The following is a 24829-nucleotide window of genomic DNA, read 5'->3' on the forward strand; positions in this document are numbered from 1 at the left end:
GCGACAATGGTAACTTTTACAAAAGATGAAATTTATACAGCAACTGAAGTGGTTAGAAATTTTAGTTCAGTGCTCTCTCGCGTGGGAGCTAATGAATTAAAAAGAGCGGTCATTGTTAAAAATAATAAATTTGAAGCTGTACTTTTAAATATGGAAGAGTATGAGCGCCTTTGCGAAGCAGTGAGCGTGCTTGAGAGCATTTATACTGCAAAAAAAAGAGAAAACGATGGCGAGTAGAACGGTAAAATACGGCTCAGACGAGTATGAGATCAGCTACGAAGTAGTAAATCCAAAATGCAAAAAAATAGTGCTTTTCTTGCACGGCTGGGGTGCTAATAAAGAGATAATGAAAAAGGCTTTTGGCTCTTATTTAAGTGATTTTTGCCATATTTATATCGATATGCCAGGTTTTGGTAAAAGCTCTATTTTGGATCCTTTAAAAACAAGTGATTATGCAAAAATCGTTGAAAATTTTTGCGCTGAGCTTGGCATAAAGCCAGATATTATCGTAGGTCATAGCTTTGGCGGCAAGGTCGCAACACTTCTGAAGCCGCCATATCTTGTGCTTTTAAGCTCAGCCGGTATAGTTGTCAAAAAGTCATTTATCGTGCGCGCAAAGATCGCTATTTTTAAAATTTTTAAGCTTTTTGGATTTGGAAAATTTTATAAACTCTTTGCCACAAAAGATGTGAGTGGTATGAGTAGAGTGATGTATGAGACCCTAAAAAACGTAGTTGATGAGGATTTTACAAAGCATTTTGCTAGCTTTAGCGGCAAGGCTTTGATATTTTGGGGCGAAAATGATAAGGCAACACCTATAACAAGCGGGGAGAGCATACATAAGCTCATAAAACATAGCTCATTTTTCCCGCTTAGTGGCGATCACTTTTTCTTTTTGCTTCACGCTAATTTTATAAGCGAAGAGATAGAAAAAGGGCTAAAATTTGAGCCAAATGAAGCAAAAAATGTTGTGCTAGATGACGATGAGAGCGGGATCGAGGAGATAAGATGAATATATTTTTAAGCATAAGCACAGTTTTATTTATCTTTGCGCTCGCTTTTTATGTGATTACTTGCTTTCAGTGGTTTTCATATAGGCCTGAGCGCGTGCTCTTTCACTTCACAAAACCCGCTTGGCACGTCTTTTTCTTTATAGTGCCTTTGGTGCTATTTTACACGACTGGCAAGTGGTTTTTTATCTATTTTTACTTTGCGCTTTTGCCAGCTCTTTATCTTTGGCACAAAAAGCTTGATAAAAAGTTAGTTTTTACTGCTAGGATCAAGCATTTTTTTGTGATCCTTGCTTGTGCTATCATCTTAAACTACGCTTTAAATTTCATCATCCACAAGGCGTTTTTGGCTCCTATGCCACTTTTTGTCTTGGTCGTGAGCCTATTTTTTAGTGAAATTTTAGAAAAGATAAAATTTCAAGGCTTTAAAAATAAGGCACTTAAAAAACTGGGCGCAAACAAAGAGTTAAAGATCATCCTAATCACAGCAAGCTACGGCAAAACTAGCATCAAAAATTTTCTTTTTGAAATTTTAAAAGATAGCTTTGACTGCTACAAAACGCCTCGCAGCGTAAATACAATGGCTGGCATCATCAAAGATATCAATGAAAACTTAAGCGAGCAAACGCAAATTTACATCGCTGAAGCAGGCGCTAGGCTAAAGGGCGACATCCTAGAGATCACTAAATTTCTAAATCCACAAATCGTCATCGTAGGTGAGATCGGCGCGCAACACATTGAGTATTTTAAAACGCTTGATAATATCCGCTCTACCAAGCTTGAAGCACTTCAAAGCACTCGTTTGCAAATGGCATTTTTACATAGCTCGACAAAAAAAGAGCCAAGCGAAAATATAGAAATTTACGATGAGAGCCTAAAAGATATAAATGCAAATTTAGATGGAATTTCGTTTACGCTTGGTGACAAGAGTTACGCTTCGCCGCTACTTGGCAAATTTAACGCTACAAATTTAGCCGTTTGTATCAAGGTGGCAAGATATCTGAAAATGAGCGATGAAGCAGTAAATAGAGCGCTATCTAAGATGAAAAACGTAGAGCACCGCTTAAGTAAGATCGAGGCTGGCGGCAAGCTGATAATTGATGATAGTTTTAATGGGAATTTCTCAGGTATGAGTGCAAGCTACGAGCTTGTAAGTACCTACGCTGGCAGAAAAGTGCTGTTAACACCAGGCATCGTCGAGAGCGATGCGGAGCAAAATGCAAATTTAGCCAAGGTGATAAATGAAATTTTTGATCTTGTCATCATCACAAGCTCGCTAAATGCTGAAGTTTTACTAAAGTACATCATAAAGCCAAAGATCATCATCTTAAAGGATAAAAATAAAATGCAAGAAATTCTAGCTCAAAATACGCGTGCTGGCGATCTCATACTATTTTCAAACGATGCACCGAGCTTTATATGAAAAAGATAGTTTTTTTAATCCTAGCTTTAAATTTGGTATTTGGCTTTGATATTGATGATTATGACAGAGGTATTGAGGCGCTAAATGCCGGAGATTACGCAACTGCGTATGAAATTTTCTATGATGGCTGTGAGCAAAAAGATGTGCTTTCATGCGAGGCTTTGGGCGATATGTTTGTAAATGAAGAGATAAATGAGCAAATGGATAGTGATCTAAAAAAGCACTCAAATATCGAGCTTGGCGTGAGTTATTATATGAAAAGCTGCGACCTTGGCTACCAAAATGCTTGTGATGATGTGATGAGCTTAAGGGATGATTTAAACATAAGCCTTCCAGCTGGTGTTTATGAAAATGCCAAAGCAAGGTACGATGAGATAAGACAAGAAGACGAAAAAGAAGAAGCCTTAAGCGAGCAAAATGTGACTTTGCAAAAATAAATTCTCTAGTTTTAGACTAGATTTACTTTTAGCGTATGCTCTTTTAGGCTTGCTGGAATTTTGCCATTTTCAAGCTCTATCAGTTCGCTAACTCTTAAAATATAAAAATCCTGCAAGCTTCTGTTTGTAAATTTTTCAAGCTTTTTTGAAAGTGTGTCAAACATATAAAACTCAGTATCATTGCTAGCTAGTAAAAAATCAGCCCCGCTATCAAACGCATTAAAGATGGTCTTGCTTGCAAGTGCAAATGCAAGCTTTTCGTTTACTTTTAAAAGCTCAAATCCACAAGGAAATTTATTGTTTAGATTTATAAAATTTGCTCTAAATTTATCTAAATTTTCAGAGATTTTATCGCTTACGGCTATTTTGAACTCTTTAAATTTATCCAAGCTCTTTATCTTTTCAAGCTCATTTTTTGAGGTTTCATCCTCTTTTATCCCTAAAATTTCTTTAAAAAACCTAATCGCTTCGGTATAAATTTCGCTTCCGCCAAAGATAAAATCATCAATTTTGCAAGCTATTAAAATACCATTTTCATTGTTGATAAGCCTCATGATCTCATCATTTTTTTCTTTCTTATAAAGATGATTAGCTAGTATGATGGCCGCTGCACCTATAAAATTTGGCTCGTACTCTCTCACAAAATCAGCATAAAAATATGGCTTTAAGCTTGCATAAAATTCTTTGTCTGCTTGATCGCAAAATTTATCAAATGGCTTAAATTTCTCCCAAAAGTCGTCATCATTTATCTCAAGATCTAAAACCGCTCGTTTTTCATCAAGTGGCGAAATCACAAGCTCGTCTGCAAATTTTTCATATAAATTTACTAATGGTTCAGCAGTGCTCACTACGACATCATTTACTTTCACAAAGCCAGTTATTGGCTGAAAATAGGGATCATTTTTTTTAACATGCAAAAATAGTTCATCGAGGTTTGCGTAATCTAAAATTTCTAAAAAATATGGTTTGAAATACGACAAAATATCCTTTTTTGCATTAAATCTAAAAATTTCTATTTTTTGCATTTGGCTCCTTTTTTGGCTTATTTTATCCTAAAATTAAAAGGAGTTTCATTATAATGGCCCGATGGATAAAGAAAATTTCACGATTGGATGCTTTGGTAACGCTTATATTGGCGATGATGCGGCTGTGCTTGGCAAGCAGGTCTTTAGCAAGGATATATTTGCTGAAAATTCGCACTTTGAGCATGGCTGGCTAAGCCTTGAAGAGATCGGCTACAAGGCGATGATCGTAAATTTTTCAGATACGATCGTGATGAATGCTAGACCAAAATTTGTCCTTCTTGGACTTAGTTTGCCAAAGAATTTTTTACCGCAGCAAATCAAAGAGCTAAGTAGCGGCATAAACAGAGCTTGCGAGGAGTTTGGCGTAAAGATAATCGGTGGCGACACGATAAGTAGCAAAATTTTAAATATAAGCGTTAGTATAATTGGCGAGCTAAATGGTAAAGCTGTGCTTAGGAAAAATGCAAAATACGGCGATCTGGTAGCTTTTACTGGCGAGCTTGGAGGTAGCAAAAAGGGGCTAAATTCGCTTCTGAGGCTAGCTAAAATTTCAAAAAACTCGCGATTTAAAAAGCCTATTTTAAGAGATAAATTTTTCTACAAAGCAGCTCATCTTATAAACTCCGCTATGGATATCTCAGATGGGCTAAATGCCGATCTTACTAAGCTTTTAAAGGCTAGCAAAAAGGGTGCTAAATTTACAAAAAAGCTAAGTAAATTTGAGCTTAGTAGCGGCGAGGAGTATGAAATTTTATTTACTTTTTGTCCTAAAAATTTAAACGCTATCAAAAGGATCGCCGCAAAAACACGGACAAAGATTAACGTCTTTGCAAAAATTTCAAATAAAAGGTTAAAACAAAATGCAAGAAACCACCACTTTTAAGCCACTTTATGCACTCACTCATGCACCCATAGAGGCTTACTTTTCTAAAAATTCAGATGATTTTGTCGTGCGCGAGATACCACTTTACGAGTTTAGCGGGGATGGCGAGCACTTGATCGTTGAAATTTCTAAAAAAGATATGACGACACAGGAGGCTTTGCACGCTTTAAGCGAGGTTACAGGGGCTAAGATGCGCGACTTTGGCTATGCTGGACTAAAGGACAAGCAGGGCATGACGACGCAGTTTATCTCTATGCCACGTAAATTTGAGAGCAATCTAGCAAACTTTAGCCACGAAAAGATGAAAATTTTAAGCTTAAATGCGCATAAAAATAAGCTTCGCATCGGACATCTAAAGGGAAATAGCTTTTTTATCCGCCTTAAAAAGGTGCTGCCAAATAATGCCAAAAAGCTAGAGCAAGCATTTATTAGTATTGATAAAATGGGCTATGCAAACTACTTTGGCTATCAGCGTTTTGGTAAGTTTGGGGACAATGCAGAAACTGGGCTTGAGCTACTTAAAAATGGAACGATAAATGGCAAAAAGAGCAAAAATGTAAAGCTAAACGACTTTTTGATCTCGGCATATCAAAGCGATCTTTTTAACCGCTGGCTTAGCAAACGCGTTGAGATTTCAAGGTTTGTGCAGGATTTTAGCCTAGGCGAGCTAGCTCAAATTTACCCGTATCTGGGCGGCGAAAATTTGAAAAATTTAAAATCGCAAAAGAGATTTTTTAAGCTGATAGAGGGCGAAGTTTTGGGTCACTACCCGCACGGCAAGTGCTTTTTGTGTGAGGATTTGGACGCAGAGGGCGCGCGCTTTGACGCTAGAGATATCACTAGCTGCGGGCTGATCGCGGGTGTGAAGGCGTATGAGGCGCAGGGCGCGGCGAGAATGGTCGAGGATCAAATTTTCGAGCAAGCAAATGAATATAAAGCTAAAATGACGGGGTCTAGGCGTTTTGCGTGGTGTTATTTAGAGGATACGAGCTACAAATACAACGAGGAAAAGGCGCACTTTACGATAAATTTTATGCTGCAAAAAGGAAGCTACGCGACTGTTGTGCTAGAAGAAATCTTGCATAAAAATATCTTTGAGTAGGGCGGCGGCTCATCTTGCGAGTACTTTTAAATGATTTTTGCGTCTATGCTGGTAACTGCAAGCAGAGTATAAATTTCGCTCCGCGATAGGCTGTATGCCTTACTTTTGGACGAAATTTACTTCTTTTGTTTAGCTACGAGCATAGTGGCACAGAAAACACTTAAAACCATCTCACAAGACTTTGCCTTAACTTTCAAGTTTAAATTTTGTAAGTCAAAATCTGCCTCGCCTGACGCTCTTTAAAAGCTGTGAGCGAAGCGGTACAAAAATACTTTACTTTATTGTTTTAAGCTCAAATTTGCGCACTAAGACCCGTACCTTAACATCACTAAATTTTACCCGTGGAGCAAGACACGAGCGACGTGAAACACGAGCATTTCTAGGCTCGTTTAGATATAATGAGTTTGCAAATTTATATTTTAAAAGGATTAAAAATGGCGAATATTTTTCTTTGCTCTTATTTCGCAGAGGTTGCGAGCAAGATTAATGAAGTGGTAAAATTTCAAGGCAAAGATATTGTTTTTATCGATACGGCAGCAAAATTTGAAGAGGTAAATTTTTACGTAGATGAAGCGGTGGAAATTTTAGAAAATTTTGGTGCGAAGCTAAGACGCCTTGACGTCTCTTGCTCTCAGAGTTCTGTCGTATCGGTGTCTAGTCAAGATAAGCCATTTTGCTACGATAAAATTTTAGCCACTATTAATGAGTGCGACATCATTTACGTTAGCGGCGGAAATACGTTTTATCTGCTTAATGAGCTGCGAAAATCGTGCGCCGCCCAAGCCATAAAAAATGCGGTCAAAGCGAGTAAAATTTATATCGGTGAGTCAGCAGGGGCGATCGTGGCCGCGCCAGATACGAAATATGCTACACTGATGGATGAAAATAGTGCAAATATGAGCGATTTTACAGGCTTAAATTTGGTGGATTTTTTCACAGTACCACACTTTGGTTGTGAGCCTTTTGTGGAGGCTACACGCGAGATAATTAAAAAATTTGGCAATTCTTGTGATTTGCGTCCTATAAATAATGCAGAATTTATCGCACTTTAATATAAAAATACAGCTGTTTTAAGAGTAAAAATTTATATAAAACGTAAGCTGGACTTTTGCTCAAAGGGTTGTCTATAAAGTCACTTTTTTGTGTGTAAAATTATATGGCTTAGAAGAAGTAAGTGTAGTTGCAATAAAAGCTAAAGCTATAAATTTAAGCCAAAACCGCTATAATTTCGCTCTGGCACGGTAAGCGGTCGCTTTTGCACCATGCAAAAGAGGAAAGTCCGAGCTGCGATAAGACAAGGTTCCATCTAACGGATGGCTAGGGAAACCTAAGGGATAGTGTAACAGAAAGTAGACTTCCGCTTTGGCGGTAAAGGTGAAACGGCGGAGTAAGAGCCCACCGGCACGCTTGGTAACTTGCGTGGCCATATAAACCCAACCTGCAGCAAGAAGGGATGGTTTCGGTCTTATATTAAAACCCTTCGCTAGAGCTTGTTTGTAAAAGCAAGCGTAGATAAATGATCGCTCAAGACAGAACTCGGCTTAACGCCGTGCCTTTAATTTTATAAAAACAGGTTAGTTTGTTACGTATTTTTGAGCTTTTTGTAGTTTTATAAGCTCATTTTGAATATGTGAAGACTTGCTTTTTAAAAGCTCTATTGCTCCACCAATTAGTGCTTGTGCTTCTTGTGCTAGAGCTAGGCTTGTAAACATATCCTCACTAAAATTTTGGGACAATGCAGCTATCTTGCTTGTGTCTTCGTTTATCAATGCTAATTTAAACTCATTAATCCAACTATTCACCTGAAGTTACCTCTCTCCATGCTTCAGATAGTTGCTTTACGACATTGGTTACTTCGTTTAAAGCTACGACATCGTTTTGTATATTTGCCATAGCAAGAAGCTGCATCTGTCTTGTGTAGAGACCGCTAAGATAGTGGGCTACGTCGCCTTGAGAATAATCAAGCGAATTTAAAAGCTCAACAAAAATAGCGTTTGTCCTATTAATATAATAAACTTTTTTCTCTATATCTCCAGCTTCTATCGCCTTTTTTGTACGAAATATAAATTTTAAAATTCCGTCATAAAGCATTTCTATTAATTTAGTCGGGGACTCGATGCCCCCGAAACTCGACTGTGCGTATGCACTATATGCACTTTGATTCATCTTTCTCTCTTATTTTCTACTATTTATCTCTGCATCTATTATTGATTTTAGTGTTGAGAACTGATTTTCTAAGCTTGCGATGATAGCGTTGTACTTTATAAAGCGCTCTTGCATTGTTGTATATTTCTCATCTAAAAGCTTTTGTGTGCTCTCTTTATTTTTTGTGATCGACTCGTTTTCGTCTTTTAGCTGATTTTGCATAGCGATCATTGTGCCTTTTTTACCAACGACACCATCAAGCATTTTAGCTAGCTTTGTAAATAGCCCATCTGTCTTTTTGGTTACTGGATTTATGGTAGCTTCATTCATACCTAGAGCTGTTAAGGCTGAATTTTTACCTTTTACTTCGATATTTTCGCCATCGCTTCTTTTTAAGACGATTCTTTTGCCACTTTTATCAAGACTAGCTGTAACTCCAGTTATACCAGCGTCATTTATAGCTTGTTGAAGTTTTAGTGCGTTCTCTTCGGCTGTGGCTGTGGCAGTAGTTGAGAACGTAACCGACTTGCCGTTTATCGTAAGATCACCAGCTTTTATGTCTAATGCTCCAGCACTAACAGTCGATGCTCCCATATAGCTTATTGGCTCGATCTTGCTTGATCCCATGAAAAATTTCTGAATCTCTTCAGGATCTTTGCTAAGAGCTGCATTTAGCTTATTTAGATCAAGCTGAAGCTGTCCGTCTTTATCAGGCACTATGCCATATTTGCTTAATGCTTTACCTTCGCTATCTTGTCCATTTACAAGACGACCAATGTTTGATCTTAAGCTTGAAATTTCGCTAACGCCTTGGAAAGTGCCAGCTCCTTTTTCCTCGTCATATTTTGTAGCTATGCCAAGGTTCATGGTCATTAGGTTGTAGTCTTTGATAAATTCTTCAACCGCTTTTATTACCTCTTTTGTATCTTGAGAGACGCTCACGTTTGTTTTGCCAGTTTCATTTAATGTAATAGAAATTCCCGGTCTTAAGTCGTTGAAGGTATTTTTGCTTCTCTTTACATTTACTCCGTTATATGTAAATTCCGCATCTTGTGCCTTTAAAATTCTATTTTTTTCAAAATTTGATGTCATCTTTGGTGTGCCATCAGGATTTGTTAGCAGAGTGCCATTTGCATCTTTATCTTGAAACTGCGTACTATCCCAGCCAATTTTATCTAAAACACCAGCTGTATCATTTGAAAATTTAATAGTCTGTGTTGCGCCAGTGTTGCCTGATTGAAGCATGATTTGATTTGGCTTATCTCCGCCAACATTTAAAATTCTAGCTTGCAATTTACCACGACTAATATCATTTATCTTGTCTACAATATCTTGATATGTGGTTGATCTAGTTACGCTAATAGAAAATTTTTGTCCATCGATCTCAACATCAAAAGAGCCGTTATTTGTCGCACCTACTAAGTTTGAAGCGTTTTTGAAATTTTTGCTTTGAAATGTATCTTTTTGAGCAAGTTTTTGCACATCGATACTAAAATTTTGCACGCTAACGCCATTTGCCGCTGAGGCTGTTACGCTTTTGCCAGCATTATTTGTAGTTCTTTTTAGATAAAGTGCCTCTCCACCAAGTGTTTTGCCACTTACGTTTACGTTACTAACTAGAGTTTTTAGTGCTGCAAGGTCTTTTTGCTTTAGATCATTTCTTTCTAGCCTTTTTGTTAAAGGCTTGATCTGTCCTGCCTCATCTGCTTCTTTTAATTTCTTGATAAGATCATCATTTAGTCCACTATTTTTTGTACCTAAGCCTAAATTTGTTACGTTACCTACTGCCATTTTTAACTCTCCTTGTCAAAAAGTATTCCGATACTTTCTTTGAAATACTCGCTTATTCTTATAGCTTCTTTGCTTGGTAGTTGTGTTATCTCTTCGCCAGTTTTAGCATCTTTTACTTGCACAACCATTAAATTTAGCTTCTCGTTGTAAGCAAATCTTACATTAGTATCAAGCTGTTGCATTTGATAGTTCAGTCTATCGGTGACCTCTCTTGTTCTTTTGGCAAGCTCTTCGTTGCTAAGCCCGTCTAGCTCGTTAATGTCTTTTTTTTCATTGTTTTTATCAGCACTTAATTTAACATCAGAATGCTCTATAGGTCTGCTGTCTATTTGACGCTGAGCAGATGTGCTCATGCTCGTATCTAGCACCTGATTTGCTGCTACCTTAAAGATTTCCATAGTTTTACTCCTTAAAACTTACGTTAGCTTCTACATCGGTAAAATTTTAAAATCCTTTAGTGTTTATATAAATTTTTGATTATTTAGGCTAAAATCGAGCAAAAATTTATAGGAAGAGATATGAAAATTTCATTTGAGTGCGAGTGTATTTTACTTCAAAAGACACTGCTACTTTTTTGTGGAAATTTGGCTGCTCATCATAAGGATTGTGATTTTGTAGTGAGTGACCGCGAGATTGCGACAAAAAAACCGCTATTTATAATAGGTAAAAATGCTCATCTTTCTCATCCTTTTACCAAGACAACACTTCTTGATACGCTTGAAGAATTTTACTCAGCTATGCAAATTTCAAAAGCAAATGAGCTAAATGAAGCTAAAAATGAAAAGGGCTTAGAGGAGAAAATTTCACTTTTGATAGATAAATTTAAAGCCGATCTTCTTGAAATTCTAAGGGTAAATCAGTGAAGCTTTACACTAAAATCTCAAGTGGTAAATTTAAAGGTAAAAGGCTTGAGCTGCCAAGCCTAAGCACGACTAGAAGCACAAAAAGCATCGTAAAAGAGTCCTTCTTTAACGTCATTAGAGATGAAATTTACTCGCTTACATTTATAGAGAGCTTTGGTGGAAGTGGCGTGATGGCAAGCGAGGCCGTTAGCAACGGAGCACGTGAGGCTATCGCTATTGAAAAAGATAGAGCCGCTTTTAAGATCACACAAAACAATCTTGCTAGCCTAGAGTGCTCAAATTTAAAAGCAATAAATGGCGATACCTTTTCTGTTTTACCCGATATTGTAAATTCTCAAAGTGGCAAGGTCTTGCTCTATCTTGATCCCCCATTTGACATAAGAGCTGGCTTTGATGGCATCTACGAAAAGCTTGTAAATTTAATCTCACAGCTAAAAAAAGAGAAAATTTATATGATAGTTTTTGAACACAACAGCAACTTTAAATTTAGTGATGAAATTTCTACATATAAACTTGTAAAATTTAAAAAATTTGGAGCTACTTCGCTCTCTTACTTCCAATAAATTTTTATAGTAAATTTGGAACATCTTTTGCTTTAAAACCTAAAATAGCTAAATTTTAGGAAAAAATATGAAAAAAATTTTATCTTTTGTAGCAGCTTCAGTGATAGCTACTTCAGCCTTTGCTACGCAGATAAAAGAGCTTGCAAACATCGTTGGCGTAAGGGATAACCAGCTAATAGGCTACGGCCTTGTTGTCGGACTAAACGGCACAGGTGATGGCTCAACGTCAAAATTTACTATCCAGTCTCTATCAAACATGCTTCAGGGTGTAAACGTAAAGATAAATCCAGATGATATCAAGTCCAAAAATGCAGCTGCTGTTATGGTAACAGCCAAGCTTCCAGCGTTTGCAAGACATGGCGACAAGCTTGACGTCGTGATCTCATCTATCGGTGATGCAAAAAGTTTGCAAGGTGGCACTCTTCTCATGACACCACTAAAAGGTGTTGATGGTGATATTTACGCTTTGGCCCAGGGTGCTTTAAGTATCGGTGGTAAAAGTGTGGGCAGATCAGGTGGGAACCACCCAACCGTCGGTTCTATCCTAAATGGAGCTTTGGTTGAGCGAGAAGTAACTTATGACATTTACAATCAAGACACTATAAGACTAAGTCTAAAAGATACAAATTTTAAAATCGCTCTTGATATCCAAAATGCCATAAATGCAAATATTTCTGATGATGCTGCAAAGGCGATCGATCCAAGAACGGTTATCGTTAAAAAGCCAGATGATGTTAGCATTATCGAGCTTGCAAGCGCTGTGCTTGATCTTGATGTGGAGTATAAGCCAGATGAAAAGATAGTGGTTGATGAAAGAACTGGCACGATAGTAAGTGGCATAAATGCTGTGGTTAGCCCAGTTGTTTTAACGCATGGTGCAATCACAATAAAAATAGAGCCAAATAGCTACGATGAAGCAGCACAAAATGATGTAAATATAGGAAGCGATACATCTGTCGCACCTAGCCAAAATTTACTTAAAATTTCAGGCGAAAAAACTACTGTTGCAAATGTAACAAGAGCGCTAAATAAGCTTGGAGCGACACCAAGTGATATCATATCGATACTTGAAAATTTAAAGCGAGTTGGTGCGATACAAGTCGATCTGGAGATAATATAATGCAAATAGATAACACCTTAGCGCTAAATTCATACAATGAAATTTCTACAAATAAGATAAAAAACGCAAATGCTAAACAAGATGCACTTTTAAAAGAGCAAACTGATGCGTTTGAGGCATATATGGTAAAGGCTGTTCTTGATATTGCTTTAAAAGAAGACGAGCACAACTCGCTATATCCAAAGGCTGCTGGTAGCGACATTTATAGGTCAATGTATAACGATGCAATGAGTAAAGCATTGAGCGGAAATCTTGGTTTTTCAGAACTTTTGTACGATTTTTTAAAGAGAGACTCTTAAGTAAATTTATATTCTGCCGATGTAGTGATATAAACATTTTATTTTAAGAGGTATGAATATGATAACACCTTTGAATCAAAGACCAAATTTTCAGGCAAATACGCTAAATAAAAATAGCGATGCCAAAGTCGAAACTCAGAGTAAAGAAGTAAGAACAAACGAAAACGCAAAGCTAAAAGAGATAGCTGATGCCATAGCAAATGGCACTTATCAGGTTGATATCTCAAAAACGGCTAGGGCTGTGGCTGATGCGCTGCTGTAATTAAGGAATTTAAATGATAAAAAAGCTTTTGGACGAGGCTATAGGCGAGCTTGATGAGCTCATAAATTTAACCATACAAGATATCGCAAATATAAAAGAGGCTAAGCACTCAAGCGTTGATGAGAGTGTAAAGAAAAAAAATGCCTTAGTTCGTGCATTTGAAGATACAAAAAGAGCACTAGATAAAGAGCTTTTAAAGGTATCAAAAGAGAGCGGTACGACTACACTTGCTAGTGTTTTAGACGATGAAGTGAAGTCAAAGCTTGTACTTATGCGTTCAAAGCTTGAAAATTTACATAAAGTTAATAAAGAATATGCAAGACATGTTGTTGCTGTTAAAGAATTTTTTGACTCACTTAATGAAAAAATTTTTGGAACTAAAACGAGTGAATACGGCCAAGATGGAAATAGCATAGATAATAATTTTTATAAATCAAGGGTTTAAAAAATGGCTAATATTTTTATGTCATTAGGCACGGGTGTTTCAGGACTAAATGCGGCCCAGCTTCAAATAAGTACAACCGGAAATAATATCGCAAACGCTGATAGCAACTACTATACAAGGCAGCGTGTTGTCCAATCCGCATCTCCAGCGATGAATACAGTACCTGGCGGAGTTGGTACAGGCACGCAAGTAGATACTATAACAAGACTTCATGATGAGTTTGCCTACTCAAGACTAAAATACTCATCGTCAAATTTAGAAAACACAGCCTATAAACAAAGAATTTTGCAAGAAGCTACAAAATATTTTCCTGATCTAAAAGATAATGGAATGGTGAAAGATATTCAGGAGTATTTTTCCGCGTGGAATAACTTTGCTTCAAATCCTAATGCAGGTGCTCAGAAAGTAAATTTGATAAATAAAGCAAGTGTATTGACTGCAAGTATTAACCGCTCGTCAAAGATGCTTTATGATATGCATGAAAAGATTGATGAAACAATAAAAATAAATATAAATGAGATAAATTCGCTAGGCAGGCAAATAGCAAATATTAATAAGCAAATCCAAAGAATAGAATCAGGCGCGGATGCTGGTATAAAAATAAATGCAAATGATCTTCGTGATAAACGTGATGAGCTTGAGCTTGCTATGTCAAAGCTGGTAAATACGGCAGTTTATAAAAGCGATCTAAAGAGCAATTCTAGGGTAGATACAGGAATAACAGATCAAGGAAAATACTACAATCTAAACATTGGCGGTGTAAGTATCGTTGATGGTGTAAATTTTCATGAAATTTCTATGAGTTCAACCGAAAGTGGAAGATATACAAAAATTTATTATGAAAGAGAAGATGGTAGAAGAATCCCAATGGAGGAAAAGATTACAGGTGGTAAAATTGGAGCTGCACTTGATCTTAGGGGTAGAAACTACGAGCCAGATAATGATAAATTTAGTGACGGAACGATCCAAAAATACATTGATAATTTAAATACATTTAGTAAAACATTGATAACAAGTACAAATAATATCTATGCCGAATCCGCAGTTGAAATTTCTAACTCAGATCCGATAAGTTATTTAGAAGGCGATAAGACATTGATGAATCATGATAATAGTATAAGAAACGGAAGTTTTGAAGCTATTGTTTATGATAACAAAGGCAATATCGTGGCTAGAAAAACTATAAATGTAAATGGTACGACGACGATGAATGATACAAGATATGGTAACTCTATCGTCAAAGACTTTAACTCAAACTCAGATGACAATAAAGACAATAATATGCTAAATGACGTTGATGACTTTTTTGAGGCGTCATATTTTTATGATAAAAATACTCAAAAAGGTACATTTTCTCTCATTCCAAAACAAGCTCAAGGGCTTTATAGTATATCGATAGTCGATCACGGTACAAATTTTCCAGGCGCTGTTGGCATAAATAGATTTTTTTCAGGTACTGACTCAAATAGTATCGGCATAAATCAAAATTTTACCCAAGACCACACAAAGCTTCGTGCCTATTCAAAGCCAGTTATCGGAAATAATGAAGTTGCTAATAAAATGATCCAGCTTCAGTATCAAAAGCAGACCTTTTACTCAAGTGGTATAGCGCTTGATAGAGATGAGACGATTGAGGGATATTACCGCTATCTTACGACTGACATGGCGAGTGATACAGAGGCAAATAATACGATCCACGATACAAATACATCTTTACAAAAGACAGCTGAAGAGGAATTTCAATCAACAAGTGGCGTAGATACGAACGAAGAGCTTACAAATTTGATCCGCTTTCAAGCAAGTTACGGCGCAGCGGCAAAGATCATCACGACAGTTGATCAAATGCTTGACACGCTTCTTTCACTAAAACAATGAGCGAGTTAAAGAGCCTTTTAGACTCGCACGTACTTAGTAAAAATACAAATTTGGGGCTGTTTGAAGCCCCAGATCCACTTCAGGTAGCCACTAAATTTAAAGAGCCAAACATAGCACTCATTTGTGCTTTATTTGCTTATGGCAACGCAAAAATGATAGTGAAATTTCTAAATTCGCTTGATTTTAACTTGCTTGATGAGAGTGAGCAAAATATCAAGAAAAATTTATCAAATTTCAAATACCGCTTTCAAAATGAAAATGATGTGAGAGAAATTTTTATTACTCTCTCACGCCTTAAAAAAGAGGGTGACATAGAGGAAATTTTACGCCATGGTCTTGCAAAAAATGGTGAGATGATAGAGGGCGTAAATGAGCTTATTAAATTTATTTACGGGCTAAATTCTTACCACTCGGACGGATATGAGTTTTTCTTTGGCAAGAGCTTTAGTAAAGAGCCACAAAGCCCATATAAACGCTATAATATGTATCTTCGCTGGATGGTTAGAGATAGCGACATCGACCTTGGGCTATTTAAAAACTTACCAAAAGATAGGCTTTTGATGCCGCTTGATGTTCATACGCATAGAGTTTCTTTAAATTTAGGACTTATAAACAGAAAGAGCTACGATTTCAAAGCAGTCATGGATCTTACAAAAAAACTTAGAGAATTTGACGAGCTAGACCCGATAAAATACGACTTCGCGCTTTATAGAATAGGGCAGAGTAAAGAGTTAGAAACTATCATAAAAAATCTCAAAAAATAAAAATTATTGCTAAATTTTTAAATTTAGGGTAGACTTGCCATACAATTTTATCCATAAGGAGCTTGTATGAAAAAAATCGTTTTACTAAGTGCAGTTCTAGGAACTTTGCTTTTTGCTCACGAAGGTCATCACTTTGATGCAAAAGCTGGAGAGCATCTAGTTATACCTGTTAATGAACTAAGCGAGAAGGGCGATAAGAGTGTCGGCGAAGTAGTAGCTGTTAAGACAAACTACGGCGTTGCATTTTTTCCAAATTTAAAAGGACTTACTGCAGGACTACACGGATTTCACATCCATGAAAATGCTGACTGTGGTGCGACTGAAAAAGGCCTTGGTATGAAAGCAGGCGGTCACTGGGATCCAGCTGGCACAAAGATGCACTCTTTTGCATGGGACGACAAGGGTCACAAAGGCGATTTGCCAGCACTTTACGTAGATGCTGAGGGCAATGCGAACTATCCAGTGCTAGCCCCAAAGATAAAAAGTCTTGACGAGCTAAAAGGTCACTCATTAATGGTTCATGTTGGTGGTGATAATCATAGCGACAATCCAAAAGCACTTGGCGGTGGCGGTGCTAGAATGCTTTGTGGCGTTATTAAGTAATCACTTTAATAAACGAGTCTTTGAGCTAGATCTAAAGGCTCGTTTAAATTTATAAATTTCAAAAATCTCTCATTTTAAATATAAAAATTTTACAAAAAGATAAGTACAAATAAATTACAATCTGCTTTTATTTCAATTATCAAAAGAGCAAAAATGGATTTTGATCTACTTAGTTATGTCGTTTTTTTTATAGCTGCGTTTTTAGGTGGTTTTATCGATTCTATCGCTGGTGGAGGTGGGCTTATAACGCTTCCAGCTATTATGGCGATGGGCGTACCACCACATCTTGCACTTGGCACAAATAAGCTTCAAGGTGTCTTTGGCAGCTTTACAGCGACTTTAAATTTCACAAAACGGGGATTAATTAATTATAAAGAGTGCTTTGTAGGTATCATCTTTACTTTTATTGGAGCTATCATCGGAGCGGTGGTTATCCTATTTTTAAATACAAATTTTTTAAAGATAATTATCCCATTTTTACTGATTGCTATTTTTATCTATACGCTTTTTATGCCAAAAGTCGGCGAAAATGATAGAGCTGCAAAGATGAATGAAAAACTATTTTATGTAGTTTTTGGGCTGATACTTGGCTTTTATGATGGTTTTTTTGGTCCAGGAACAGGCTCTTTTTGGACATTTGCGATAGTGGCATTGATTGGGCTAAATTTAAAAAAGGCTGTCGCTCATACGAAACTCTTAAATTTTACTAGCAATATCGTTGCTCTTGGTATTTTTATAGCCGGCGGACAGATGCTTTGGGCTGTTGGATTTTTGATGGCAGTTGGTCAAATTTTAGGCGCATATTTTGGATCAAATCTTGTCATTAAAAAAGAGGTCAAATTTATTAGAACAATGTTTCTAATGGTAGTTGCAGTGACTATTTGTAAATTGATTTTCGATTATTTCAGAGTTTAAAATTAAAAATGTTTTAACAATAATTTTGTTACAATCACGCAAAATTCTAAATCCAAGGTAAATTAATGAAAGATTTGTTTCTATTTTCAAATTTCCTAAATAGCTCCCACGCCTTTATCTATGCGTTTCACTTTCTGCTTGTAGCTTTGATTGTTATCATAGTTGCTTATATAGCAAGGAGTAAGATGCAGCTTGTACCAAGAGGTCTTCAAAATATAGTTGAAGCTTATTTGGAGGGTGTTATATCGATGGGAAGAGATACTTTAGGTAGTGAAAAACTAGCAAGGAAATATCTCCCACTTGTTGCAACTATCGGTTTTATCGTATTTTTTTCAAATGTTGTAGGTATTATTCCTGGATTTGAGTCACCAACATCAAGTCTAAATTTAACTCTAGTTTTGGCTTTAGTTGTATTTGTTTATTACAACTTTGAGGGCATTAGAGAAAATGGATTTTTCAAATACTTTGGGCACTTTATGGGGCCGAATAAATTTCTAGCTCCTATTATGTTTCCAGTTGAAGTCATCTCGCATCTTTCACGTGTAGTTTCGCTATCATTTCGTCTTTTTGGTAACATCAAAGGCGATGATTTGTTCTTACTTGCGATGCTTACACTTGCGCCTTGGTTTGCTCCACTTCCAGCTTTTGCGCTTCTAACGCTTATGGCTGTTTTGCAAACATTTATCTTTATGATGCTAACTTACGTTTATCTAGCTGGTGCCGTTGCTATTAGTGAGCACGAGCATTAAAATTTAAAGCCATATTTTTATATGGCTTTTACTTTTTAAAATTCTTTAAATTTCTAAATCACCTTCTTTATTTTCCAGTCAAAACGCTCATTTTTAGATATTTTAAAAGAAAGTATCGCTAAAATACGCCTTAAAAATTTGCATAAATTTAAAGGTAAAAATATGTTTGAAGTCGTTATAGGTTTAGAAGTTCACACTCAGCTTAATACAAAAACTAAAATTTTCTGCTCTTGCTCAACTAGCTTCGGAGACGAGGCGAATACTCACGTTTGTCCGACCTGCCTAGCGCTTCCTGGAGCGCTACCTGTGCTAAACAAAGAAGCTGTCAAAAAAGCAATTAGCTTTGGCACGGCGATAAACGCTAAGATAAATAAAAAATCAGTCTTTAATAGAAAAAACTACTTCTACCCAGACCTTCCAAAGGCATATCAAATTTCCCAGTTTGAGATCCCTATCGTAGAAGGTGGCGAGCTAATAATCGACGTAAATGGTACTAAAAAACGTATCGGTGTAACAAGAGCACACCTTGAAGAGGACGCTGGAAAGAACATCCATGAAGAAACCGAGAGTCTGGTTGATCTAAACAGAGCCGGCACGCCACTTCTTGAGATAGTTAGTGAGCCAGATCTTAGAAGCAGTGATGAGGCGGTGGCTTATCTTAAAAAATTGCACTCAATCCTTCGCTTTTTAAATATAAGTGATGCGAATATGCAAGAGGGTAGCTTTCGCTGCGATGCAAACGTCTCTATCCGTCCAAAAGGCGACACCAAACTTTATACAAGAGTCGAGATAAAAAACCTAAACTCATTTAAATTTATCCAAAAAGCGATCGATTACGAGGTGGAGCGCCAAAGTGCAGCGTGGGAGGATGGCAAATACGATGAAGAGGTCTATCAAGAGACAAGGCTATTTGACACGACAAATTTAGTGACAAGATCAATGCGTGGCAAAGAGGATAGTGCGGAGTATAGATACTTCCCTGATCCTGACTTGCTGCCTGTTGAAGTGTCAGAGCAGATGTATAACGAAGCGATAAAAATTCCAGAGCTTGCCGAGCAAAAGGTCGCAAGATATGTTAGCGAGCTAGGCGTAAAAGAGAGTGATGCACTAAATTTAACCCAAAGTGTTGAGATGGCTAGATATTTTGAAGAGCTGATCGCTGCTGGAATTCAACCAAAGCTTGCTACTACATGGCTCATAGTCGAGCTTCTTGGCCGCTTAAATAACGGCGTAACGATCGAGACTAGCCCAGTTAATAGTACCAAAATGATAAATTTACTAAAACGTATAGAAGATGGCACGATAAGCGGCAAGGCTGCAAAAGAGGTTCTGGACTACCTAATGGAAAATGATGCGGACGTCGATAGCGTCATCGAAAAGCTTGGTTTAAAACAAGTGAGCGACGACTCAGCTATCATCGCGATCATAGATCAAATTTTGGCTGCAAACGCCGACAAGGTCGAAGAGTATAAAAACGGCAAAGATAAGATGTTTGGATTCTTTGTCGGTCAGGTGATGAAAGAGGGCAAGGGTGCATTTAATCCAGGCAAGGTCAATGAGCTTTTAAAGGCTAAAATAGGCTAAAAAAGGGCTAAAATGAGCATAGCAGTCATCGGAGCTGGCAAGTGGGGCAGTGCGCTATTTCACGCTTTTAGTGAAAATAACGAGTGCGTCATCAGCTCAAGAACGCCAAGAGACATGCCAAATTTTGTAAGATTAGAAGAGGCTTTGGAGTGCGAATACCTAGTCTGCACAATCCCAACGCAAGCTACAAATTTATGGCTAAAGCAAAACTACAAAAACAAAGGTCAAAAGATCCTAGTCGCCAGCAAGGGCATAGACACGGCAAATCTCAAATTTCTAAATGAAATTTATGAAGACTTTGTTGATAGAGAAAATTTGGCCTTTCTTTCAGGGCCGACCTTTGCAAAAGAGATCATGCAAAAGCTACCTTGCGCTTTGGTGGTAAATTCTAAAAATGAAAATTTAGCTTTGAAATTTGCTTCATTTTTCCCAAGCTATATGAAAGCCTACACCTCAGATGACGTGATCGGCGCTGAAGTGTGTGGGGCGTATAAAAACGTGATCGCCATAGCTGGCGGCATCTGTGACGGCCTTGGTCTTGGTAACAACGCAAGAGCAAGCCTAATTTCACGTGGGCTTGTCGAGATGGCTAGATTTGGCAAATTTTTTGGCGCAAAAGATGAGACATTTATGGGGTTAAGCGGCGCAGGTGATCTTTTCTTGACTGCTTCATCGATACTCTCTCGCAACTACCGCGTAGGTCTTGGCATCGCAAGGCACGAGAGATTAGAAAAAATTTTAAATGAGCTTGGCGAAGTGGCTGAGGGCGTCGATACTGCAAAGGCTATTAGCAAGATCGCCAAAGAAAAGGGTATATATGTGCCGATCGCTAGCGAGGTTGAAAATATGCTAAATGGCAAAGACGTTTTTGAGAGTGTCAAATCGCTTTTGGGAAGAAGATGAGAGCTTTAAAATTTATACTTTTTGTGTCCATTTTTGCTCTGGAGCTTAATGGCGCAGAAGTGAGCCTAAGAGCTAAGGTCTCGCAGATGATAATGGTTGGCTTTAATGGAGCTAGCACAAAGGACGCTGCGTTTCGTGCGATGCTAAGCGATGCTGGATATGAGAGGTTTGGCGGTGTGATGCTACTTGGCAGAAACGTGACTAGCAAAGCCCAGTTAAAAGCTAGCATAAAAGCTATCAAAGAGAAAAGTCCTAAAATTTTCATCGCTATCGACGAAGAGGGTGGCAACGTAAGCCGTATGAAGGATAAGAGCTTTGATGGCCCATATCCTAGCGCATACGAGGTCGCAAGCACGCTTGATATCAAAAGCGCATACGATCTCTACTCAAAAATGGCTATAAATTTAAAAGAGTGCGGCATAAATTTAAATTTCGCCCCAGTGGTCGATCTACATGACGAAAACTCGCCGATCATCGCTGCTAAGCAAAGGGCGTTTAGCGAGTATGCAAGCAAGGTTGTGATCTACGCTGATGCTTTTATGGACGCATTTAAAGAGCAGGGCATCCTAACAACACTTAAGCACTTCCCAGGACATGGCAGCTCAAAAGAGGACTCGCATAAAAATAAGAGCGAAGTCACGCTAAGTAAAGATGCGCTGCTACCATATAAAGACGCCATAAGCACTGGTAGAGCGCAGATCATCATGGTCGGGCACCTTTTTGTAAAAGGCATAGACGAGGATAACCCAGCCACACTTTCTAAAAAAATAATAACCGATCTCTTACGAAATGAGCTTAAATTTAATGGCGTGGTTATCAGCGATGATATGCTAATGAAAGGCGTTGGCGACGAAGCTTTAGCGCAAAAAGTGGTGAAATTTATAAACGCTGGTGGCGACATCTTGCTCTTTAGCGAGTTCAAGATAAATAACCAAAGAACGGCCGATCTAGTCGCTCAAATCATAGTCGATGCAGTAAACGAGAAAAAGATCAGCAAAGAGCGAATCGATGCTTCATATAAGAGGATAATGGCTCTAAAAGCGAAGCTTTAATGGTTGCTCTGATGAGTTGCAATCCACTTATTAAGAAATAGAAAATTAGAGTGGAATTTTAAGAGACTTTAAAAAGTACTTTAGACTAGTAAATTTCTAGCAATCTCGTCTTTTTCTAAATCAAAGTATAAAACATTAAGCCACATATTGTTTTCATATCTAAATTTCATAGCTTTTTGGTCAACACCACTTATTCTTGGGTAGACAAGATAAAGCCTACCGCACTCGTATTTCTTACCGTAAGCGTAGAGTTGATATAGGTCGGCTTGTGAGATATCATCTCTTGACTTAACTATCTTCCATTTTGTGTCGGCTATAAATTTGCTTTCTAAAAATATGTCAGGCCTTAGTCTAAAGCCCTTTGGCTCTTCTACTAGGTGTTTTTCGGAGTGTTGCAAGCTAACATCTGCACGCTTTTTCTTTATAAAATTTCCGACATAGCTTTCAAAAAGCGTATTCATATCAAACAGCAAAGCAAAAGCTACATCGCTACCTCTATACGGGCTAAACGACTTATTTTGTAAAAATATCTTACTCCATAAAAGCGCTTGCTCATAGTGTTTTGTTTGGCGATTTAGTTTTAATCGGCTAAAGTCTGCGTTTATATCGGAGCTAGATAAAATTTCATCAAAGATAAATAAATATTCCCTAATAAGCCGTTGATTTTTGCTTGATTTTGAGTGCCTGTATAAAAACTCGAGCGTACTTTTTATGAGGCGATTTTCGGCTCTATCTATGGAAAATTCCTGATAGCAAACGTAAAATCTCTCTTTATGGATGATATTTTTACGTATTTGCTCCGAGATTTTTAGCTTTCCTTTTAAAAATTTTAGATTATCCTCAAGCTCTACATAGTCGCTTTTTATGCCTATTTTTATGAGTTTTGATACTTCATCTAGGAACATCAATATAAAAATTTCAAGAAGTGGTAGATTTAAACTTTTTAAATTCGCAATGTTTATATTTTTAAATGGATGATTTTTTAAAGTTTTTAACATTCTTAGTAAAATTCTTTTAGAATTTTCTACCGCTTCTTTATTGTTGCCATTATCGTTATCGTGGATCTTTGGAAGTATCTCAAGGCTATCGCCACTTTTTGTCTGGATGATACCGACGTAGTTTTGAGCTTGTAAAAAATCGCTCTTTTTGTCTCTGCCGGGCTTTAAAAACTCCACTGTGGCAAAATTTTCTCTAGTAAATGCATCTACGGCGTTAAATAGGTCTTGGTTATCTTCCGGGCGAAATTTTTCAAACTCTATTAAGTATTTGGTCATTGCTCTTGCATTTTGTTTTGTTCGTAAATTTTTATATAGCTTTCTGGCTCTTCAAAGGCTTCAAATTTTATCTCATATAAAATTTTATCCGTTTCATATTCTTTGCCATCCAAAACAAGTAATTTTCTATCTTTCTCTTTTTCTTTTATAAACCCATTATCCCCTAATACTAGCCTTATCTTTTCCCAATCGTCGTAAAAATACTCTTGTAGTAGCGGTAAAATTTTGTTTTTAAAGACATTTGCAAGCGTTTCCATGTCTGACACATTTATAAAATAAGCATGTCCTATCGTGTGGTCTCTGTCGTAAAGATACTCTATGCGTTCGTTTATCGTTTTTAGCATTTGTCCGATATCTATGCCAGCAACTTCTTTTAGATTATTGTGTTCTGGTATCATCTCCACAAATTCAAACCTTCTTCTAAGAGCCGTGTCCATAAGTGCTATGCTTCGATCTGCTGTATTCATCGTGCCTATTATGTATAAATTTGACGGCACTCCAAATTTCTCTTTTGAGTATGGTAGCTCGACCATTATCTCATCAGTCGCTCCGAGCCTTTTTGATGGCTCTATAAGAGTTATGAGCTCACCAAAAATTTTAGATATATTTCCGCGGTTGATCTCGTCGATAAAGATGGCATATTTTGGTGTGTTCTCATTAAAAAACTTTTGTCGCTCCTCTTTTGACAAATCGCAAAAATCCCTAAGCTTTCCTTTGTATCCACTAAGAAGCAAAGCATTTTCGCAGCACTGATAAAAAATTCCTTTTGATATCTCATAAGTTATATTGCCATCTTCGTTTTCACTGTCAAATAGAGGCTTTATGCCCTCAATAAATTCCTCATATCCGTAGCTTTGGTGAAATGTTATAAATTTAAAATTTTCTTTAGTGTAGCTTGTTCCTGCTTTTTGCTCTTTTATCTCTTTGTATTTTTCGTAAAGTTCTATGGCTTTAGGGCACTCATTTTCAAGGGTTTCTTTGTCTACTATTCTCCACTCGCTTTTTTCATTTTTTTCAAAGATAAAAGGCTCTGTTCTTTTTGTTTTTACGTATTCACAATCTAGCCTTGCATGAGCTTGCAGGTCTCTAGAAACAGTTTGTTTTGGATCTTGAGAATTTGCTTTCAGTGCTCGCATTTTAAACAAATCATGGCTTACTATGTCGTTGTCGTTTTTTGTATATTTAAGTTTAAGCCAACCGCCATTAGTGTTTGACTCAGCTGCATCACACAAGATGGCTGCTACTACTTGATACCAAGTGTACTTTTCTATTTTTAATATTTCATATAGGGCGTCAGTGTCATTATTGGATTTTACATTGAGATTTTGAGTAAATTTATCCATAATCTTTGAAAGCCTATAGGTTTTTCCAGTTCCTGGAGGGCCGTATAAAATTTGATTTAGTGAAAAATTTGCTTTTATTTCTTGTTGTTGATTATTTGCTATTGGCATTGTGTATCCTTTGCCATTTTTAAATTCTATATAATAATTTACTGCGCGCATATATTTATTAAAAGTTTGTTCGTCTCTACCTGTCTTTATAAATTCTTTTTCTAAGTATTTTTTATTTGCATTGTGATAATCAGAAAATGAATAAATTTTGTTGTCTTTTAAAAAATTAATGGAGCTTCTTAAATAGGACTGATATGATTCAGTAGAGCTCTTTATCATTTTTTTATTCTCATCACAATAAATCTTAAAACCGTCATAGTCTATATCTTCAAACATACTTACTCCTTTAAT

At 37.1% G+C, this 24829-nt stretch carries 28 protein-coding genes and 1 other RNA gene; 22 read left to right on the top strand and 7 right to left on the bottom strand.

Going from position 1 to position 24829, the window contains the following annotated elements; translation table 11 throughout:
• Nucleotides 1-6: 6 nt before the first annotated feature.
• From F3H00_RS07175 to F3H00_RS07190, 4 genes are read left to right on the top strand one after another with little or no spacing between them, the layout of a single operon-like run.
• Nucleotides 7-237: a type II toxin-antitoxin system Phd/YefM family antitoxin gene (locus F3H00_RS07175; RefSeq protein WP_021091404.1), complete on the top strand. Its 231-nt coding sequence runs from the start codon at nt 7-9 to the stop codon at nt 235-237.
• Nucleotides 227-1012, top strand: a complete 786-nt coding sequence (gene estV / locus F3H00_RS07180) for an EstV family lipase (protein WP_148799753.1) — start codon at nt 227-229, stop codon at nt 1010-1012. Before F3H00_RS07175 ends, estV begins: the two co-directional genes overlap by 11 nt.
• A complete protein-coding gene (locus tag F3H00_RS07185; protein WP_148799755.1) occupies nt 1009-2433 on the top strand; it encodes a Mur ligase family protein in 1425 nt (474 codons plus the stop codon). Before estV ends, F3H00_RS07185 begins: the two co-directional genes overlap by 4 nt.
• A complete protein-coding gene (locus F3H00_RS07190) occupies nt 2430-2870 on the top strand; it encodes a hypothetical protein (RefSeq protein WP_148799757.1) in 441 nt (146 codons plus the stop codon). Before F3H00_RS07185 ends, F3H00_RS07190 begins: the two co-directional genes overlap by 4 nt.
• 11 nt (nt 2871-2881) lie before the next feature.
• Here F3H00_RS07190 and F3H00_RS07195 read toward each other — a convergent pair whose 3' ends face one another.
• Nucleotides 2882-3895, bottom strand: a complete 1014-nt coding sequence (locus F3H00_RS07195) for an HdrB C-terminal domain-containing protein (protein WP_148799759.1) — start codon at nt 3893-3895, stop codon at nt 2882-2884.
• Between the two features lie 61 nt (nt 3896-3956).
• Between F3H00_RS07195 and F3H00_RS07200 the strand changes: the two genes are divergently transcribed.
• From F3H00_RS07200 to rnpB, 4 genes are all read left to right on the top strand, one after another.
• The gene (locus F3H00_RS07200) at nt 3957-4778 is read left to right on the top strand and encodes a thiamine-phosphate kinase (protein WP_149703790.1); all 822 of its coding nucleotides are present in this window, start codon (nt 3957-3959) and stop codon (nt 4776-4778) included.
• Entirely contained in the window at nt 4756-5880 is a 1125-nt protein-coding gene (truD, locus tag F3H00_RS07205; RefSeq protein WP_148799763.1) for a tRNA pseudouridine(13) synthase TruD, read from the top strand. Before F3H00_RS07200 ends, truD begins: the two co-directional genes overlap by 23 nt.
• A gap of 434 nt (nt 5881-6314) precedes the next feature.
• Nucleotides 6315-6932: a Type 1 glutamine amidotransferase-like domain-containing protein gene (locus F3H00_RS07210; protein WP_187424105.1), complete on the top strand. Its 618-nt coding sequence runs from the start codon at nt 6315-6317 to the stop codon at nt 6930-6932.
• Between the two features lie 181 nt (nt 6933-7113).
• Nucleotides 7114-7440: RNase P RNA component class A (gene rnpB, locus F3H00_RS07215), an RNA gene on the top strand.
• Nucleotides 7441-7454: 14 nt separating this feature from the next.
• Here rnpB and F3H00_RS07220 read toward each other — a convergent pair.
• Genes F3H00_RS07220 through flaG form a run of 4 tightly spaced genes read right to left on the bottom strand, consistent with a single transcriptional unit; the run spans nt 7455 to nt 10214 of the window.
• Nucleotides 7455-7682, bottom strand: a complete 228-nt coding sequence (locus F3H00_RS07220) for a hypothetical protein (protein WP_148799767.1) — start codon at nt 7680-7682, stop codon at nt 7455-7457.
• Entirely contained in the window at nt 7675-8046 is a 372-nt protein-coding gene (gene fliS, locus F3H00_RS07225) for a flagellar export chaperone FliS (RefSeq protein ID WP_148799769.1), read from the bottom strand. Before fliS ends, F3H00_RS07220 begins: the two co-directional genes overlap by 8 nt.
• A gap of 9 nt (nt 8047-8055) precedes the next feature.
• Nucleotides 8056-9816: a flagellar filament capping protein FliD gene (fliD, locus tag F3H00_RS07230; protein ID WP_148799771.1), complete on the bottom strand. Its 1761-nt coding sequence runs from the start codon at nt 9814-9816 to the stop codon at nt 8056-8058.
• 2 nt (nt 9817-9818) lie between these two features.
• On the bottom strand, nt 9819-10214 hold the full coding sequence (gene flaG / locus F3H00_RS07235) for a flagella length regulator FlaG (RefSeq protein WP_148799773.1): 396 nt from the start codon (nt 10212-10214) through the stop codon (nt 9819-9821).
• A gap of 120 nt (nt 10215-10334) precedes the next feature.
• Here flaG and F3H00_RS07240 point away from each other — a divergent pair, with 120 nt between their 5' ends.
• The 14 genes from F3H00_RS07240 to F3H00_RS07305 all read left to right on the top strand — a co-directional run bounded on the left by F3H00_RS07240 (nt 10335) and on the right by F3H00_RS07305 (nt 21813).
• Complete coding sequence (locus F3H00_RS07240; protein ID WP_054196708.1) at nt 10335-10679, top strand: hypothetical protein; 345 nt, start codon at nt 10335-10337, stop codon at nt 10677-10679.
• A complete protein-coding gene (gene rsmD, locus F3H00_RS07245) occupies nt 10676-11242 on the top strand; it encodes a 16S rRNA (guanine(966)-N(2))-methyltransferase RsmD (RefSeq protein WP_148799775.1) in 567 nt (188 codons plus the stop codon). Before F3H00_RS07240 ends, rsmD begins: the two co-directional genes overlap by 4 nt.
• 67 nt (nt 11243-11309) lie before the next feature.
• Entirely contained in the window at nt 11310-12362 is a 1053-nt protein-coding gene (locus tag F3H00_RS07250) for a flagellar basal body P-ring protein FlgI (RefSeq protein WP_148799777.1), read from the top strand.
• Nucleotides 12362-12661: a rod-binding protein gene (locus F3H00_RS07255; protein WP_054196705.1), complete on the top strand. Its 300-nt coding sequence runs from the start codon at nt 12362-12364 to the stop codon at nt 12659-12661. Before F3H00_RS07250 ends, F3H00_RS07255 begins: the two co-directional genes overlap by 1 nt.
• Before the next feature lie 58 nt (nt 12662-12719).
• Nucleotides 12720-12923: a flagellar biosynthesis anti-sigma factor FlgM gene (locus F3H00_RS07260; RefSeq protein ID WP_187424106.1), complete on the top strand. Its 204-nt coding sequence runs from the start codon at nt 12720-12722 to the stop codon at nt 12921-12923.
• Nucleotides 12924-12936: 13 nt separating this feature from the next.
• Nucleotides 12937-13368, top strand: coding sequence for a flagellar export chaperone FlgN (flgN, locus tag F3H00_RS07265; protein ID WP_072594306.1), 432 nt, complete (start codon nt 12937-12939; stop codon nt 13366-13368).
• Between the two features lie 3 nt (nt 13369-13371).
• Entirely contained in the window at nt 13372-15243 is a 1872-nt protein-coding gene (gene flgK / locus F3H00_RS07270) for a flagellar hook-associated protein FlgK (RefSeq protein ID WP_148799779.1), read from the top strand.
• A complete protein-coding gene (locus F3H00_RS07275) occupies nt 15240-16007 on the top strand; it encodes a TIGR02757 family protein (RefSeq protein ID WP_148799781.1) in 768 nt (255 codons plus the stop codon). Before flgK ends, F3H00_RS07275 begins: the two co-directional genes overlap by 4 nt.
• A gap of 66 nt (nt 16008-16073) precedes the next feature.
• Nucleotides 16074-16610, top strand: a complete 537-nt coding sequence (locus F3H00_RS07280) for a superoxide dismutase family protein (RefSeq protein WP_021091394.1) — start codon at nt 16074-16076, stop codon at nt 16608-16610.
• Between the two features lie 153 nt (nt 16611-16763).
• On the top strand, nt 16764-17525 hold the full coding sequence (locus F3H00_RS07285) for a TSUP family transporter (RefSeq protein WP_148799783.1): 762 nt from the start codon (nt 16764-16766) through the stop codon (nt 17523-17525).
• 65 nt (nt 17526-17590) lie between these two features.
• Nucleotides 17591-18274: a F0F1 ATP synthase subunit A gene (locus tag F3H00_RS07290; protein WP_054196701.1), complete on the top strand. Its 684-nt coding sequence runs from the start codon at nt 17591-17593 to the stop codon at nt 18272-18274.
• 162 nt (nt 18275-18436) lie between these two features.
• Entirely contained in the window at nt 18437-19858 is a 1422-nt protein-coding gene (gene gatB / locus F3H00_RS07295; protein WP_103648923.1) for an Asp-tRNA(Asn)/Glu-tRNA(Gln) amidotransferase subunit GatB, read from the top strand.
• 12 nt (nt 19859-19870) lie between these two features.
• A complete protein-coding gene (locus tag F3H00_RS07300) occupies nt 19871-20761 on the top strand; it encodes an NAD(P)H-dependent glycerol-3-phosphate dehydrogenase (protein ID WP_148799785.1) in 891 nt (296 codons plus the stop codon).
• Entirely contained in the window at nt 20758-21813 is a 1056-nt protein-coding gene (locus tag F3H00_RS07305; RefSeq protein ID WP_148799787.1) for a glycoside hydrolase family 3 N-terminal domain-containing protein, read from the top strand. Before F3H00_RS07300 ends, F3H00_RS07305 begins: the two co-directional genes overlap by 4 nt.
• An 80-nt stretch (nt 21814-21893) precedes the next feature.
• On the opposite strand, the gene F3H00_RS07310 is transcribed toward F3H00_RS07305, so the two are convergent.
• Nucleotides 21894-23087, bottom strand: a complete 1194-nt coding sequence (locus tag F3H00_RS07310) for an McrC family protein (RefSeq protein WP_148799789.1) — start codon at nt 23085-23087, stop codon at nt 21894-21896.
• Nucleotides 23084-24814, bottom strand: coding sequence for an AAA family ATPase (locus F3H00_RS07315; protein ID WP_223155259.1), 1731 nt, complete (start codon nt 24812-24814; stop codon nt 23084-23086). The genes F3H00_RS07310 and F3H00_RS07315 overlap by 4 nt, the downstream gene beginning before the upstream one ends.
• Nucleotides 24815-24829 lie beyond the last annotated feature (15 nt).

It is taken from the genome of Campylobacter concisus (assembly GCF_902460845.1).
Lineage (GTDB): Bacteria > Campylobacterota > Campylobacteria > Campylobacterales > Campylobacteraceae > Campylobacter_A > Campylobacter_A concisus_X.